Origin of the sequence: Synechococcus sp. N5 (genome assembly GCF_900473925.1) — a bacterium.
Lineage (GTDB): Bacteria > Cyanobacteriota > Cyanobacteriia > PCC-6307 > Cyanobiaceae > Parasynechococcus.
In genome coordinates this window covers 1-15,343 of the sequence record NZ_UCNI01000009.1, presented here as the reverse complement: position 1 = coordinate 15,343, position 15,343 = coordinate 1, and the positions used below count along the sequence as shown (strand labels likewise).

The window sequence follows — 15,343 nt, the reverse complement described above, 5'->3', positions numbered from 1 at the left end:
CGGTGGAAGCCTCTGTTTGGTCTTGCTCTGGCCAGCCTGATGGCGGGGTTTCCCGCACCTCTGATGGCGGAGTCCCGATTGGACCGGTTGCTCCGCAACCGCAGCACGATGGGGGTGTGGCTGACCAACAGCCCCAGCCAGCTCTATTACGACCGGACGCGCATCAGCGCTGCGATGCAACAGCTGCAGGATGCGGGCTTCAATCGCGTGGTGCCGAACGTCTGGAGCCGTGGCACCACGTTTCATCGCAGCCGCTTCGCTCCAGTGGAGCTGCCGTTGCAGAAGGCTGGGGTCGGTCTTGATCCCATCTGCACCCTGGCGGCGGAAGGTCGGCGCCGTGGCATCAAGGTGATGCCCTGGTTTGAGTACGGCTTGATGGAGCCGGCCGATTCATCCGTTGTGCGCAACAACCCCAGCTGGGTGTTGGCCAAAGCCAATGGCCAACGTTGGATGGCGATGCATGGCAACCATCGGATGGCTTGGCTCAATCCTGCCCATCCGGAGGTTCGTGCCCGCTTCATCGGTTTGGTGGTGGAAACCCTGAAGCGCTGTCCGATGCATGGCCTGCAACTGGACGACCACTTCGCCTGGCCGGTTCAGTTCGGTTATGACCCCACCACCGTGGGGTTATACCGGCAGGAGACGGGACTGGTGCCTCCTCGGGATCACAGCAATCGGCAGTGGATGAAATGGCGGCGCAATCAACTCACCACTCTCTTGCGTGAGTTGCGGCAACGTCTCAAGCAAGAGCGCCTTTCCACCCGAATCAGCCTGTCTCCAGGTCCCTTCCGTTCGGCCTACAACCTCTGGTTGCAGGACTGGGAGCTCTGGGCTTTGGGCGGACTGATTGAAGAGTTGGTGGTTCAGAACTATGCCTATTCCGTTCGAGGATTCGCCAAAGACCTGGATCAGCCGGCGCTGCGTAAAGCCCGCAGCTGGGGCATCCCCGCGCAGATTGGCGTGTTGGCGGGATTCGGCAAACGCATCACCTCGATGGCCGTTCTGGAACAAAAAGTCCGCCTGGCCCGGCAACGCGGTCATGGCGTGATCTTCTTCTACTGGGAAGGCTTATGGGGCAAGCATGTGGCGGAGCGGTATCGAGATCCTCGCCGCGCAGCATTCACCAGGCTTGGATCTGATTGACCAGCAGACCTGGCTCGACACGATCGTTATTGAGTTGCATGAAACAGTTCACCGAAACCAGTTCCGACCCCTATGACCGTCACCACTACCGCGTCTGGTTGTGTGATGGGTCGTTCAAGGATGTCGAGAGTTACGACGCAGCGCAACGCGTTTGGTATTCCAGCAAGACACGGCCAACAACAATTGAGGTGATGCAACCGAAGGGGCGAAGACGTGCCAAAGGTTTTTAGATATTTGGTTAAAATTGCTGTGAATAAATTGGATTAGGATCGATGATTTAGCCAAGCGCAGTGAGATTTTTTCCCAGAAGGACGCGCTGAAATAACTGGCTCGCTAAAATACTGGATAGTACGGTACAGGTTTGTTGCGAATGTCTCCTCAATGCTTAATTGACCGCCAGGTATTGAGATTTTGAGCAATGACTCAGTTTGAACTCAACCAGATTCGCTCCAAGCTGCGGCGGCTTGAAATCGATGATCAATTCATCGAGCTGTACATCGATAAGTTAATCAGAAATAAAGAACCGTTTGTGACGGCATCGAAGGCCATTGATCGTTGGGACAAGAAAGATTCAGGGCAATTTGTGCTTCAAGCACTTGCCTGTGGCTTGATTGCAGCCCTAGCTGGTGGTTGGTTTGCCGTTGTTCAGTAGCTGGGTGAATGGAGTCATGAGTGATGCAAGTTTGATCGTCCTGTTCAGCTTGGGGATGGCCTCAACGCTGACTGTGTTGTTCCTGGCCTTTCGGCGTACCTTCCGACTGGAGCAAGAACGCACATTGATGCGGACAATACGGCGCCGCCTTGACGGGATGTTCTTGCAGCAAAAGCCATAAAGAAGGCTTCCTTATCACTATTGCTCTTCGGTGTTGGCCCTGTAGGTGAACAGAAGTGCCAAGCACAGTGTTCCGATCAGTGGGCCCGGTGGCAGGTCAACAGCAATCGCCAGCATCATTCCGCCACCACACAGAAGCAGCCCTGTGCTCGCGCTGCGCAGCATGAGTTCCTTCAGGCTTCGGCTGCGCTCCACGTGCATCAGCACTGGAGCGCACAGCAGGCCAATCACCAGAATCACCCCCACGGCAGTAATGGCGCTGATCACCACCAGGGCGGTGATCAGGCTGCAGATCAGCCGAATCAAGAGCACCGGTCGTTTGGCGATTGCTGCTCCCTCGGGGTCGATGCCAACGAAAACCAGGTCGCGGTAGCCCCAAATCAACAGCGCCAATAGAGATCCGGCTGCAAAAGCTGTTCGCAGCAAATCTGTTGTGTTGGCGGCAAGCAGGTCGCCGAACAGAATCGTTTCCAGGTCCACCCGAGCGTCCAGCAGGGGAACCAACAGAACTCCAAGAGCCGTGAAGCCGGCCAGCACGGTGTTCATGGCGCCTTCTTCTCTGCCTTTGAAGCGCCGGTTCAGGCGTTCAGCCACCAGGGCCCCTAGCAATCCACTGATCAGGCCCCCGATGCTTGGGTCGATCCCGATGGCCAGGGCGACCACCAAGCCAGGCAGAACGGAATGGGCCATCAGGTTGGCCAAAAGCACCCGGCGTTGGGTGATCAGCAACGCTCCAGTTGCTGGACAGATGGCTCCGATCAACAGCGAGATCGTCAGTGGAAGAAGCCACCAGATATCGGTTTCAACCACAGCAGTGGCTCCCCATCATGCAAGTCAGGTCGCTGAGTTTTTCTCGAACCGTGTCGGGTGATCCGTTGGCCAGGATCTGGCCGTCCATCACGACCACCTGGTCGTAGCTGTCGAGAGCGCTGCCCCAGTCGTGGCTGCTGACCAGCAGCGTTTGCCCTGCTTCTGCTTGGTCTCTCATTACCTTGATCAGGTGCTCGCGCGTTGGTGGATCAATAGCGCTGCAGGGTTCGTCCAGAAGCAGGATCTCGGTCTGCTGCATCAATGCTCTGGCCAGCAGGACGCGTTGTTGCTGGCCGCCAGAGAGCTGGTTGAGGCGTCGTGATCCCATGGCTCCCATGCCGACCCGCTCCAGCAGCTGTTCGCAGTGGTTCACTGCTGTGGCTTTGCCCTTTTTGGGCTCCCCCAGCTGAACCATGTCGCGGGCGGTGATCGGAAACGACCAGTCAATGGCGGCCCGCTGGGGCATCAGGCCAATTGGTTTAGTGGAGTTGACCGTTCCCTGGCTGGGTTTAAGTCGCCCCTCCAGCAGGTGCAACAGCGTTGATTTGCCGGCTCCATTGGGGCCAACGAGTGCAGTTAGCGTTCCAGCCCGGAGTTGCAAGTTGACGCGGTCGACGGTCTTACGACTCCCGTAGCTGAAGCTCAGTTCGGTTGTGCTCAGTACAGACAAAGAATCGTTCATCAGCCCCTTGGTGGCCTGAAGTGGGCCTCTTGTCGTTTTGCACACCCAATGGTGGCAAAGGATCATGCGATCACCAAAATGATAATCATTCTCATTTCGTCGTCCATGCGTCTTCCCTTGGCTCATTCGGCAGGGGTTTGTGTTGCTCTGGCCCTTGGCGCTGGTGTTGTTCCGGCCAGTTCGGCTCAACCTGTGCTGGTGGCCGTCGACGGCACGCTGTGCGATCTCACCAAGACACTGGCTGCCGCTGCAGCCTCGGTGACGTGCCTGATCCCCCCTGGTGGTGATCCCCATTCCTATCGCTTAAAGCCCAGTGATCGTGCAGTAATCGCCAAGAGCGATCTCATTTTCCATATTGGTTTTGGGCTGACCCCTTCCGCCAAAAAGCTCAAGTCACCGGGAACGGTGGTGGCGGTCGGTGAAGTCGCCTTGCCGTCCTATGGCGGTAGCGACCCCCACGTCTGGCACGATCCAGTCAATTCTGCTCGGATGATTCGGGTTGTCTCCAGTTCTCTGGCACCTCTTTTGGGGGACAGCGATCGTGCGGCTTTGCAGCAACGAACAGCTAAGGCTGTAGCTGTATTCGAGGCTCTTCAGGCATGGCAAGCAAAGCAGTTCAGTTCTTTGCCCTCGGCGCAGCGAGTTATGGTCACTGATCACAAGACCTACAGCCATCTCGCCGATCGCTTTGGACTTGTAGAGATTGCGATGTTGGATAGCCACACAACAGGTGGAGTATTGCGGCCCTCCAGTCTCAAAAAAATCACTGAAGAAGTGACAAATTCTGGTGCAAAAACAATTTTTTCTCCCGCTGCATTCCCGAATAAAACTCTAAAGCGCATAAGTAAGAGCACTGGTTTGCCCATTGCGAAATCGCCGCTCTATGGAGAAGGTATTTCTGCAGGTCGTAATGCTGTTTCGACTGCGACTGTCAACGTCTGCACGATCGTCAATGGTCAAGGCAGTTCTTGCGATGTCTCAGGTGCCAATCAACTAAATGCTGAATGGTCATCTATTCGTTGACCAAACTCTAATTTGACTTTTACTTCCACTTTTCTCTTCCATGATCCGTTCTCGTCTCCTTTTCCTGGCTCTACTTTTGAGCCCTTTCGCTTCCATGGCTCCAGTTCATGCGCATGGTTCACATGGTGGTGGCTCTGAATTGGAAGCTGGTGAGTTTGATTTCACACCACTTTTCACTGTTGAAGGTCATGCAGGTTTTGACAGTAATCTTGCAAATCCAGCGAGTCACTATGCTGGAGATTTTTTAATTGGTGCAGAGTGGGCTTGGGGTCTTGGTAACGATCAGCAAATCTCTTTCAGCGCTTTTATTGGACCTGCTTTGGTACATGGTGGCGCAGAGCATTTTTATGGCGAAATACATATAGAAGATGGGCAAGCTCATGAAGAAGCTCACCCTATGCGTACAAGATTTGATTTCAAGGCTCTTTTTGAAGCAAATTTCAAGTATTCTGATTCTTTGAGTTTCCAGGCTTTTTGGAATCCTTATGTAGTCACAAGTAATGAGATTGTGATTGAAGATGGTGATACGGAAACCTTTGAATCTAAAGGAGTTAAAAATGAAGTTGGTGTAAAAGCTAAATATGCCTTTGGGGACGGCGATGTGGATTTTGGTTTGGGTGATTCATTCTCAGACCTAATCGATGGTTTATATGTCTCGGTTGACCACCGTCAGGGTTGGGGAGTAGATGGAGTTCATATTGGTAATTACACGGATCCACGTTTGGGAATTGCATTTAACTACGGTGCGACAGCATTTCAGGTCGATCTAGGTCCACGTTTTTATAGTCCAGGTAGCTATGCGAATGGCTTCATCAATTCTCGTACTGATCTGGCAGGAGAAATGATGATTTCAAGGCCTGTCAGTGAGAAAATTGACTTTTTTGCTCATTGGAAATTTGTCCAAACCTGGGATGATAGTGCGGGATGGGGAAGCGGGCTCCAGCATCACATCGGTACTGGTATTACCTACAAGCTTTAATTATTAATATTTAAGTTTATGCCTCGTCATTTTCACTGACGAGGCTTTTTGTTTCAGAATCTGTTGTGTTTTTCAGCCTGAAGAAAGCCACTGTGCCTCGTTGATAGGTGTGTTGATCACCTCGATGATCTTCAAACTTTCGCCATCGAACAGGCCTGCACGGGCATTTGATTGGTTCGGTCGCGTCAGTGTTACCAACAGCTGTTTCGTGACTGCGTTCCATTGGATGGGGCTGCCCGCCTTGAGCGTCCACGGCTCCAAGGCCCTGCGTTGTGTCACCTCCCCCGCGTCGCTGATCAGCACCAGTTCGTGATTGCCCCGTTGCTGCTCCCAGCGCCCCAGCACCGCCCAGATCCGTTTGCCGCGGTTGTCGCAGGCCACCCCCAGCACCGCTTGATCACCGAGGTGCAGTTGCTTTGGTGCCCGCCCTGGAACCACCAGCTCGATCGAGCGCCTGTAATCAGGCCAGTGCCGGATCAGCACGGCCCGTCCTGAGGCACCGCAGAAGGCCCCCAGCTCCCTGCTCCCCGGCAGCATCTGCGCTTTTTGCTCGGTTGCTTGCAGGGGGCGGAGGCTCAGGCCGTTGCTGGTGGGCATCACCACGCCCCCTCCCGCCGGCAGCAACTGCATCGGCCCGGAGGGTTTCAGTGCCAGAGCCTTGCGTTTGCCATCGGCCTGCAGCAACAGGGCTTGGTCGCTCCCCGGTTGGAACCCTCCGCTCTGCACCAGCAGATCACCATTGAGATTGCTGCTGAGATGGGCGAAGAGCACCTCGCCTTTCAACAGGGGTTCTGTGCGGCTCAGCGTTGGTGGCCCCAAGGCGGCCAGACGGTTGGCGGTGCTGCGGGGCGTCAGTTGATCCCACCACACCTGTTCGGTGCCGTTCTGATCGCGTCCCACCAGGGCGATACCCCGGCCATTTCCAAGGGGGACGACGCTGGGGATGGCGGGCCAGACCCGACTGATCGGTATCCATGCTCCCGATCGCGTCTGCAGTTGAACCTGTTCACCTCCCGGCACGGGCCGTGTTGCGATCAGCCAGGGTCTTGGGTCCCACCACCATTGCTGCTGCCCCAGCTGCAGCCCGCGCTGGTCCTCCCCTGCGATCGATAGCTCGAGCGGAGCCGTGGGCACGACATCCGCATCAATCACCATTCGCAGTGCTGCCGTCTCCCCCAGCCACTGATGGGGCACGGCTGGAGTGATTCGGGTGGCCTCGCTGACCCTCGGCCGAGCCATCGGGCGACTGAACTGCAGATCCAGGGCCGCGCTGCCGCTTTGCACCTGCTGGGGCACCAGGCGCAACAGCCGCGGAGGCTGTCGCAACAGCAGCTGTTGCTGCGCCAGAACTGCGGCGCAGGCCATCAGCATCAGCAGCAAGGGCCGCCGCGTCATGGTTCCAGGGGCCGCTCGGGCCTGGCAATCGGCGTGATGTTTTGGGGAATCACGACGGGGATGCGCCGTTCCTTCCGCGTCTGCACGCTCATCGTTCCCTCGATGGCCAACCACTGGTTGGTTTGAGGGATGAACGACTCCGGCCACTTCACGGCCAGGCCAGCGGGTGTGGCATCGGCCAGGCAACAGCGCACCGTGAGCCGGGCGATCAGCGGTGGGCCTTGGGGTTGCCTCCAGACAAAACCGCTGATGCGCACAGGATTGCCAGCCACAAGGTCGGGATCGGGCTGGCTGCGCAGCAAGCGCACCCATTCCGTGAGGCTGCGTTGTTCGGGGGGCAGAACAAAGGCCAACTCCGGTGGATCGGGCAGGCCCTGGGGGCGGTTGCTGGCCAGATCGCTGAAGGAGGGACTTGGCGGAAGAACCAGCACCAGCGCAGCCATCACGCCACTGAGCAGCCAGGGCCAGCGCCAGCGTTCGGCTTGCTTCTCTCTTTTCAGCAGAAGGGCCACGCCCAGCATCAGCAAGACCAGGCCGGTGACCCCCACCAGGCCATGGAAGACCCCGCGAAGCAGCAGATCGAGGCGTCCGCTGTGGAAGCTCCACAACAGCGTCAGGCCCCAGAGCAGCAGTAGGGTTCCGCGCTTCAGCACAACCGGCCCCTCACAGCAGCCACAGGTTGATCCACTGACCGATCAGCAGCACGCCAAGACTGGCACCGATCGCCGTGATCAGGATTGCCCTTGGCCGCATCAGCACGGTGAACAGGCCCGCGAGTTTGAGGTCCACAACGGGCCCCAGCAACAGGAAGGCCAGCAGGGCTCCGGGGGTGATCTGAGCGGCAAACCCCAGGGCCAGAAAGGCATCCACGCTGGAGCAGACCGACACCACCACCGCCAGCAGCATCAAGGCCAGGATTGATGCGGTCGGCGCGCCCCCCACGGCCAACAGCCAACTGCGCGGCAGCCAGGTCTGCACCAGGGCCGCAATCACGCACCCCAGCACCAGCAGAGCCAGCAGATCGAGAAATTCACGGCAGCTCTGATCCAGCACCTGCCAGGCCTTGAGTCGCCTGCCGCTCAGGGATCGGGTGGGGGTTGGTGATCCGCCGATCACACCACTGCTGCGCTGCAGCAGCCCCAGGTTGCTGAGGGGCTGGCTCATGCGGCGTTCCTCCAGAAGCGCAGTGGCCAGGAGCTGCGTCTCGGGCAGTTGCACCAGCAACAAACTAAGCAGGATCGCCAGCAGAAAGGCCCCCAATGGCCGGGCCACCAGCAGCCAGGGCTGATCGGGAAACGCGGCCCAGGTGCTGGCCAGCACGATGGGATTCAGCACCGGAGCTGCAAACAGAAAGCCGAACGCCGTGCCCATCGGTGCACCGCTGGCCAGCAGACGGCGAGCGACGGGGACGTTGCCGCATTCGCAGGCCGGAAGGGCGAAACCCATCAGGGCCCCGATGATCGGTGCCAGCACTGGGTTCTTGGGGAGCCGTTCGATCCAGGCACCCGGTGGCACGGCCCATCGGGCCAGCCCTGCGATGGCAACGCCGAGCAGCAGAAACGGAACGGCTTCCAGCAGTAACCCCTGAAAGATCGCCCAGGCCGTGGCGAGCTTGTCCAAGCGTTCGGGCAGCAGTTGCTTCTCAACGTTCTCAGTTCAGCTCGCCCATCGGGGGGCGTCGACATGGTTTGTTGATCGGCCTGCGCGGCAGGCTGGTGCGACGTTGGCCTGGGTAGGAGATGGGGTGGTGCTTCTGGATTGATCGCGGTGGCACCTTCACCGATCTGATCGGTCGCGATCCAGGAGGCCAGCTGCACGTGCGCAAGGTGCTCTCGGAGCAGTCCGGGGCTGGAGACCCTGCGGTGTCGGCCATGGAAGCGGTGTTGGCGTCGGCTTCACCGCCCGTGGATCTGGGGGACGTCGACGACGTGCGCCTCGGCACCACCGTGGCCACCAATGCGCTGCTGGAGGGGGCTGGTGCTCCTTTGCTGTTGCTCACCAATGCCGGGCTGAGGGATCAGCTGTGGATCGGCGATCAACATCGCGATGATCTTTTCGCGCTCGAGCAGCCCCAGCGCCCCTTCCTGGCGCAAACGGTGTTGGAGCTGACCGGTCGGCTCGATGCCCGGGGTGAGGAGGTGGAGCCCCTGGTGCTGGACCAGCCGCTGCGGCGGCGTCTTGAGGAGCTGCGCCGTTCCGGCCTGGACGTCGCCGTGGTGGCGTTGTTGCATGCCCAGCGCAACCAAGATCATGAGCAGCGCTGTGCCGCATTGCTGCGGGAACTTGGCTTTCGCACCGTGGTCTGCTCCCACCAGGTGAGCGTGATGCCCCGCCTGGTGCCGCGTGGGCAGACGGCCCTGGTGGAGGGGGCCGTACATCCGGTGCTGGATGGCTACCTGCAGCAGGTGCAGGGGGCGTTGGGCGCCGCCACGCCCCTGCGGGTGATGACCTCCAGTGGAGCGTTGCAGGCTCCAGACAGGCTGCAGGCCAAAGACACCATCCTTTCGGGGCCGGCGGCGGGGATGGTCGGGGCGATCGCCGCAGCGCGGATGGCTGGCTTTGACGGGGTGCCAGTGCTCGGCTTCGACATGGGGGGCACGTCGACGGATGTGTTCTGCGTGGCTTGCGCCGATGCGCAGGCCCTGCGGCAAGTGAAGGAGCAGACCGAGATCGCCGGCCTGCAGTTGCTGGCCCCACGTCTGCCGATTGAAACCGTGGCGGCCGGTGGCGGATCAGTGCTGGAGCTCCAGGGGGGGCGGTTGCGGGTGGGGCCCCGCTCCGCCGGAGCGCAACCGGGCCCGGCCTGTTACCGCGCCGGCGGACCGCTCACCATCACCGACGCCAACCTGCTGCTGGGGCGTCTGCAGGTGGACCGCTTCCCGGCGGTGTTCGGCCCGTCCGGGGATCTGCCACCGGATGGGGAGGTGGTGCGGCATCGCTTCGCGGAGCTCGCGGCAGTGCTGGGGCAGACCCCGGAGCGGGTGGCATCCGGGGCGTTGCAACTGGCCGTGGAAACCATGGCCGCTGCGATCCGCCGGGTGTCGCTGCATCGCGGTGAGGACATTCGTGGCGGGGTGTTGGTGGCCTACGGGGGGGCTGGTGGTCAGCACGCCTGTCGCCTGGCGGATGAACTGGGGCTGAACACGGTGCTGTTGCATCCCATGGCCGGCGTCCTCTCCGCCTTCGGCATGGGTCAGGCCCGCCAGCGCTGCCGGCGGCAGGTGCATCTCGGCGCTGCCCTCTCGCCTGAACTCTTGGCGGATCTGCCGGATCAGGTGGAGCGGCTGATGGCAGAAGCAAAGCAGATGTTGTATCGCCAGGGGGATGGCGCTGATGCCGATGCGGGGGCGCCGGAGGTCTGGGTCAGCCTGGCCCTGCGTTATCCCTCTGCCGAGCAGACCATGGTGCTCCCCTGGTCCGTTGAGCAAGGCGTTGATGCCGTGATCTCGGCCTTCCAGGCGAGCCATCAGCAACGCTACGGCTACTGCATTGATGCCGATCAGGCCCTGATCGTCGAACAGCTCAATGTTGAGGTCACAGCTCCCCAACAGTTCGACGCCACAACCGCAGCCACAACAACAGCCGCAGCTGAGAAGGCCGAACCAACGCCAGAGGTGCAGCCATCGCCGCAGGTGTCGATGCACCTGGAGTCGAGCGGCTGGATGCAGGTGCCGTTGCTGAACCGCAGTGCCCTGCGGCTGAACCAGCGGCTTGCAGGCCCGGCCCTGATCGCTGAAGCCACGGGCTGCACAGTGCTGGAGCCGGGCTGGCAGGCCCGGGTGGCGGAGGGGGGCACGCTGTTGCTGGAGCGCTCCCATCCCGCAGACGGATCACTGGAGCGTGCCCAGGCCGGTGAGCACGACCCGGTGCAGGCGGAACTGTTTCGTCATCGCTTCATGGCGATCGCTGAACAGATGGGGGAACAGCTGCGCCAGAGCAGTCGCTCCGTGAACATCCGCGAGCGCCTGGATTTCTCCTGTGCGTTGTTTGATGCCACGGGGGCCCTGGTGGCCAATGCCCCCCATATTCCGGTCCACCTCGGATCAATGGGCGACAGCGTCCGCGACCTGTTGGCCCAGGTGGCGAGTGGTGATGTCGCACCGCTGCAGCCCGGCGACACGCTGCTCAGCAATGACCCGTTCCATGGCGGCACCCACCTGCCCGACATCACCGCCATCTCGCCGGTGTTCTGCAACGGGGATCAGCCCAGCTTCTTTGTGGCCAGCCGTGGCCATCACGCCGATGTGGGTGGCATCGCTCCCGGATCAATGCCGTCCTTCAGTCGCACCATTACCGATGAGGGCCTGCTGCTGCGCAATCAGCTGTTCGTGCGCCAGGGCCGGGTTCTCGCCGCTGATCTGAAAGCGCTGTGGAGCGGCATGGCGACGCCGCCCCGCAACCCTCCGGAACTGCTGGCCGACCTGCAGGCGCAGGTGGCGGCCAATCAGGCGGGGATTGTGGCGCTGCAATCCCTCGTGGAGCGGGAGGGGCTGACCCTGGTGCAACGGCAGATGACCCTGCTGCAGCAGGACGCAGCCCGCAGTGTTCAGCGGCTGCTGTTGCGCCTTATGGACGCCCGGCATCAGTTGGCCCTGGATGACGGTTCCTGCCTGGTGGTGCAGGTGAGCCTTGATCCCAAACGCCAACGGTTGCGTTTGGATTTCAGCGGAACATCGCCCCAACGGCCGGGTAATTTCAACGCCCCCCTGGCGGTGACACGGGCGGCTGTGTTGTACGTGATCCGTTGTCTCCTCGACAGCGACATTCCCTTGAATGAGGGCTGTTTTGCGCCGCTCGATCTGGTGGTGCCAGAGGGCTGTTTGTTGAATCCGCGGCCCCCCGCCGCTGTAGTGGCCGGCAACGTGGAGGTGTCCCAGGCTCTCTGCAATCTGCTGTTTGCGGCCTTCGGCGCCCAGGCGGCCGGCCAGGGAACAATGAACAACCTCAGCTTCGGCAATGGCCGCTGCCAGTACTACGAAACGGTGGCCGGGGGTGGCGGCGCTGGTGATGGCTTTGCCGGATCGGTGGGGCTGCAGTCCCACATGACCAATTCGCGGCTGACGGACCCCGAGGTGCTCGAGGGCCGTTATCCGGTGCGCTTGGAATCTTTCGCGGTGCGCTCCGGCAGTGGCGGCCAGGGCCGGTGGCCAGGAGGCGACGGACTGGAGCGCACGATCCGCTTTCTCGAGCCGATCAGTGTGTCGCTGATCAGTGGCTCGCGGCAGGTGGCCCCGTTCGGTCTCAAAGGTGGGGCCAGTGGTGCCTGTGGCGAGAACCTGCGGCTGGATCGTGAGGGGGTGGCCCATCCCCTGCCCGGTGCCGTGCAGCTGGAGCTCCAGGCGGGCGAGGCCATTCGCATGCTCACCCCAGGGGGAGGCGGCATGGGACGTTGAGGGGGGGATGCCTTCTGGTGGTGAGATGCCGATGCGATCACAGGGTTGGTGGTTGAGCGTGCTGCTGGGCTGCAGCCTCAACGGGGCTGCCCATGCCGGAAGCCTCGATCAGCAGATGTTCCAGTTGCAGCTGGTGATGGATCAGATCCGTCTGGCCCGTTCTGTTGGTGATCGCGTTGGCGTTTGCGTTGAATCCCGCCGGGCCAACAATCTTGTTCTCGATCTTCTTCCGGCCCTGCAATTGCACCGTCCCGGCCTCAATCACGCTGCCTTGCAGGACAGGATTCTTTTGGGATTTGATCAGTGTTGATCGCCTGAGTTGATCGAGCCTTTGATCGATCTTTCCTGATCGGCTTTGGAGCTGCTGTTTGAAAACCAGCATGACGACCCATTGTCGATCGGCATCTGCGGATTCAATCTGAATGCAGCAAAGCTGATGGCATGGGTTTGCTTCAAACGATCCAGGGACGGTTGCTTCAGTACGACTCACCGTCGCGGCAGTTGCAACAAGCCCATTTCGACGCAGCCCGCCGCCTGGCCCAGGCTCAATTTCAGCTGGCTGATGCTGAATTAAGCCAACGCCTCTGGCAGGACGTGGCTGATCGTGATCTCGATGTTGATCGGATCCTGAATCTCCTTTATGGCTGCTGTTTCCAGGACGATCCTGCGGCGCTGCGTGCTGCCGACGCTGAGTTTCAGGCGCGCCGCGAGCAGGAGTTGATACCCGGGGTGTTCGAACACTGCTGAGGATTGTTGGCCGTGGGGATGGTTGTGCTGAACTGACGGATCTGTTGCTGGCGGCGTGCTGTTGATCCCAGAGATCCAGCCATGAACATCGTTGTTCTCAACCGTTCGGATTGGCTTGATGAACGGAGGGTTCGTCTTGTGGATCGGCGGGCCGATCACATCCGTTCGGTGCTGGGGGCCGCAGTGGGCGACAGCATCCGGGTTGGTCAGCTGAATGGCGATCTGGGCCAGGGCAGCATCTGTGCCCTGGATGCCGATGCCGTGGTGCTCGAGGTGGACCTCAACCAGCCACCGCCGCCTCGCCATCGGTTCGACATTGTTCTGGCCTTGCCGAGGCCCAAGGTGCTGCGCCGTCTGTTCCGCACCGTGGCCGAATACGGCGTGGCCAACCTTCACCTGATCAACTGCGCCCGGGTTGAAAAGAGCTATTGGCAATCGCCTTTGCTCGCACCCGAGAAGGTGCACGAGGCCCTGCTTGCGGGGATGGAGCGCGCCAGCGACACGGTGGCGCCCCGGGTGCATCAGCACCGGCGCTTTCGACCCTTTGTCGAAGACCAGCTCAAGGATCTCTGTGCCGGACGGCCCTGCTGGATGGCCCAGATGGGGGCCTTCCTTCCCTTGCGCGACACCCCAGCGGGGGCCGCTGTGGTGATGGTGGGGCCGGAGGGCGGTTTTGTTCCGTTTGAACTGGAGTTGGCCCAGGCGGTGATCGCGCAGCCCGTGCATCTGGGATCGCGCACCTTGAGCGTGGACACGGCCCTCACCACCGCTCTGGCCCAGGGATGATGGTGCTGCGTGTGTTGCTTCAACGGCGACGGCAATGAACGATCTGGCTGGCTTGCAAGCTCTTGTGGAGGACGTCGGGTCCGGCAACGTCATCGATGCCGAACTGCTCGATGGTTGTCCGGTGGAAGCCCACGAACTCGATGAAATGGATGCGTCCCAGGCCGCGCAGGTCGCCGCCCATTGCTTCGGCCTGCTCTTCGATCACAAGGTGGATCAGCTGGAGGGAATCGAGGCGGATCTCGATGCAGGCCTGTGGACCGGAACCGTGGATGGCTTCGGTTTCCAGATCAGCCGCGATGAAGTCGGCGATCTTGTCCTCGATTTCTCGAGTCAGCAGGCGTGACGGTTGATGAGCTGCGCAGCGACCTGACGGCCCGGCTTGGTGAGCAGGTGGAGCAGGTATTCAGCCGGGATGGAGCCCCTGTTGACGACATCACCGAGCTCTATCAGCCCTCTCCGGCTGGTTTTGGCGGCCAGCTGCGACTGAAACGGAGCGGACGCCGTCTGTCCTGGGAGCTCTGGCTGGAAGACGGTGATCGCTGGAATTTCCACACCACTGACCTTGCCGATGCACCGCCACAGGCTTAATAGGCCTTGAACTGACGCGTTGTGGTGGCGCCGGTAGGGTGGGGTTCTGGTTTCAGCGGGGAACAGCCGCTGAAGGAAACGGGGAAAGAGCAGTGAAAATCTGCCGCTGTCCCGCAGCTGTGAAACGTTGGCTTTCCGCCCACGTCAGTCAGAACGCCCGCCAGCTCAAACCGACGAGGATCGACTTTTGAATTCTTTGCCACTGGCCCTCCGCAGGCCGCTGCAAATCGCCGGCCCATTGCTTCTGGCGGTTCTTCTCCTGGCCAGTCCAGCGTTCGCCCACCACCCCTTTGGCATGGGCGACAGCGCTGAACTCACCCCCCTGCAGGGATTGTTCAGTGGCATTGGTCACCCGCTGCTGGGTCCTGACCATCTCCTGTTTCTGCTGGCCATCGCCTTCATCGGCCTGCAACGTCCCCGCGCCTGGGTGATTCCTCTGCTGGCTGCTGGCCTGGGCGGCAGTGTTCTGTCGCAGTTCATCCCTCTGCCGGATGCCGTGGCTCCCTGGGCCGAAGCCATGGTCTCCCTCAGCCTGGTGGTGGAGGGTTTGATTGCTCTCACCGTGGCCTCCACCCATTGGTTGCTGCCGCTCGTGGCCCTGCATGGTTTTCTGCTCGGCAGCACCATCATTGGAGCTGAACCCACACCGATGTTCACCTATTTCCTGGGCTTGCTGATTGGCCAAGGCGCGCTGCTGCTGCTGGTGAGCAAATGGTCCAGGCCTCTTGTTGAGAGCCTTGGCTCCCAGGGGCAACGCCTTGGTGCAGGCATCTGGATGGGAATCGGCATGGCCTTTGCCTGGGTGGCTCTGATCGACTGATTACGAGCACGTCGTTTCACAGCTTCTGACCCCAGGGATCACCTCTGGGTTTTTTTTATCTCTTCCCAGTCATGAAGTTTGTTCAGCAACTGCTGGTGGCTCCTGCCGCCCTTGGCCTTCTGGCCACCGGCGTCAATGCCGCCGA

At 60.6% G+C, this 15,343-nt stretch carries 17 protein-coding genes and 1 riboswitch; of the genes, 12 read left to right on the top strand and 5 right to left on the bottom strand.

Translation table 11 applies throughout. The features are described from left to right. The first annotated feature begins 39 nt into the window (after positions 1-39). From DXY03_RS09860 to DXY03_RS09850, 3 genes are all read left to right on the top strand, one after another. Positions 40-1,143, top strand: a complete 1,104-nt coding sequence (locus DXY03_RS09860; RefSeq protein ID WP_371637739.1) for a glycoside hydrolase family 10 protein — start codon at positions 40-42, stop codon at positions 1,141-1,143. 38 nt (positions 1,144-1,181) lie between these two features. Further along, positions 1,182-1,373, top strand: a complete 192-nt coding sequence (locus DXY03_RS09855) for a hypothetical protein (protein WP_115010263.1) — start codon at positions 1,182-1,184, stop codon at positions 1,371-1,373. Between the two features lie 188 nt (positions 1,374-1,561). Beyond that, a complete protein-coding gene (locus tag DXY03_RS09850) occupies positions 1,562-1,795 on the top strand; it encodes a hypothetical protein (RefSeq protein ID WP_115010262.1) in 234 nt (77 codons plus the stop codon). Between the two features lie 198 nt (positions 1,796-1,993). On the opposite strand, the gene DXY03_RS09845 is transcribed toward DXY03_RS09850, so the two are convergent. Both DXY03_RS09845 and DXY03_RS09840 read right to left on the bottom strand, forming a co-directional pair. Next, entirely contained in the window at positions 1,994-2,785 is a 792-nt protein-coding gene (locus tag DXY03_RS09845; protein ID WP_115010261.1) for a metal ABC transporter permease, read from the bottom strand. Continuing rightward, positions 2,778-3,467, bottom strand: coding sequence for a metal ABC transporter ATP-binding protein (locus DXY03_RS09840; protein ID WP_115010260.1), 690 nt, complete (start codon positions 3,465-3,467; stop codon positions 2,778-2,780). The genes DXY03_RS09845 and DXY03_RS09840 overlap by 8 nt, the downstream gene beginning before the upstream one ends. Positions 3,468-3,518: 51 nt before the next feature. Between DXY03_RS09840 and DXY03_RS09835 the strand changes: the two genes are divergently transcribed. Together DXY03_RS09835 and DXY03_RS09830 are read left to right on the top strand one after the other, a co-directional pair. Next, positions 3,519-4,490 (top strand): metal ABC transporter substrate-binding protein, encoded by a 972-nt coding sequence (locus DXY03_RS09835; RefSeq protein ID WP_244272413.1) that lies wholly within the window; start codon positions 3,519-3,521, stop codon positions 4,488-4,490. Positions 4,491-4,530: 40 nt separating this feature from the next. After that, complete coding sequence (locus DXY03_RS09830) at positions 4,531-5,469, top strand: hypothetical protein (RefSeq protein ID WP_244272411.1); 939 nt, start codon at positions 4,531-4,533, stop codon at positions 5,467-5,469. A gap of 72 nt (positions 5,470-5,541) precedes the next feature. Here the strand turns inward: DXY03_RS09830 and DXY03_RS09825 are convergent, their stop codons facing one another. The 3 genes from DXY03_RS09825 to DXY03_RS09815 are packed head-to-tail and all read right to left on the bottom strand — an operon-like array spanning position 5,542 to position 8,484. After that, positions 5,542-6,864: a hypothetical protein gene (locus DXY03_RS09825; protein ID WP_115010258.1), complete on the bottom strand. Its 1,323-nt coding sequence runs from the start codon at positions 6,862-6,864 to the stop codon at positions 5,542-5,544. Beyond that, positions 6,861-7,514: a TIGR03943 family protein gene (locus DXY03_RS09820; RefSeq protein WP_115010285.1), complete on the bottom strand. Its 654-nt coding sequence runs from the start codon at positions 7,512-7,514 to the stop codon at positions 6,861-6,863. The genes DXY03_RS09825 and DXY03_RS09820 overlap by 4 nt, the downstream gene beginning before the upstream one ends. Positions 7,515-7,527: 13 nt before the next feature. Continuing rightward, positions 7,528-8,484 (bottom strand): permease, encoded by a 957-nt coding sequence (locus tag DXY03_RS09815; RefSeq protein WP_115010257.1) that lies wholly within the window; start codon positions 8,482-8,484, stop codon positions 7,528-7,530. Between the two features lie 119 nt (positions 8,485-8,603). Here DXY03_RS09815 and DXY03_RS09810 point away from each other — a divergent pair, with 119 nt between their 5' ends. From DXY03_RS09810 to DXY03_RS09780, 7 genes are all read left to right on the top strand, one after another. Next, complete coding sequence (locus DXY03_RS09810) at positions 8,604-12,257, top strand: hydantoinase B/oxoprolinase family protein (protein ID WP_115010256.1); 3,654 nt, start codon at positions 8,604-8,606, stop codon at positions 12,255-12,257. Between the two features lie 25 nt (positions 12,258-12,282). Then, positions 12,283-12,567: a hypothetical protein gene (locus DXY03_RS09805; protein WP_244272409.1), complete on the top strand. Its 285-nt coding sequence runs from the start codon at positions 12,283-12,285 to the stop codon at positions 12,565-12,567. Positions 12,568-12,698: 131 nt separating this feature from the next. Then, positions 12,699-13,004 (top strand): hypothetical protein, encoded by a 306-nt coding sequence (locus DXY03_RS09800; protein ID WP_115010254.1) that lies wholly within the window; start codon positions 12,699-12,701, stop codon positions 13,002-13,004. 81 nt (positions 13,005-13,085) lie between these two features. Beyond that, complete coding sequence (locus DXY03_RS09795) at positions 13,086-13,790, top strand: 16S rRNA (uracil(1498)-N(3))-methyltransferase (protein ID WP_115010253.1); 705 nt, start codon at positions 13,086-13,088, stop codon at positions 13,788-13,790. Positions 13,791-13,824: 34 nt separating this feature from the next. Then, a complete protein-coding gene (locus DXY03_RS09790; RefSeq protein ID WP_115010252.1) occupies positions 13,825-14,133 on the top strand; it encodes a hypothetical protein in 309 nt (102 codons plus the stop codon). Beyond that, positions 14,130-14,378, top strand: a complete 249-nt coding sequence (locus DXY03_RS09785; protein ID WP_115010251.1) for a hypothetical protein — start codon at positions 14,130-14,132, stop codon at positions 14,376-14,378. Before DXY03_RS09790 ends, DXY03_RS09785 begins: the two co-directional genes overlap by 4 nt. A 30-nt stretch (positions 14,379-14,408) precedes the next feature. Further along, positions 14,409-14,558, top strand: a riboswitch (cobalamin riboswitch). 22 nt (positions 14,559-14,580) lie between these two features. After that, positions 14,581-15,198 carry a HupE/UreJ family protein gene (locus tag DXY03_RS09780; RefSeq protein ID WP_371637738.1) on the top strand — a complete coding sequence of 206 codons (618 nt, stop codon included), beginning with the start codon at positions 14,581-14,583 and terminating at the stop codon, positions 15,196-15,198. Positions 15,199-15,343 lie beyond the last annotated feature (145 nt).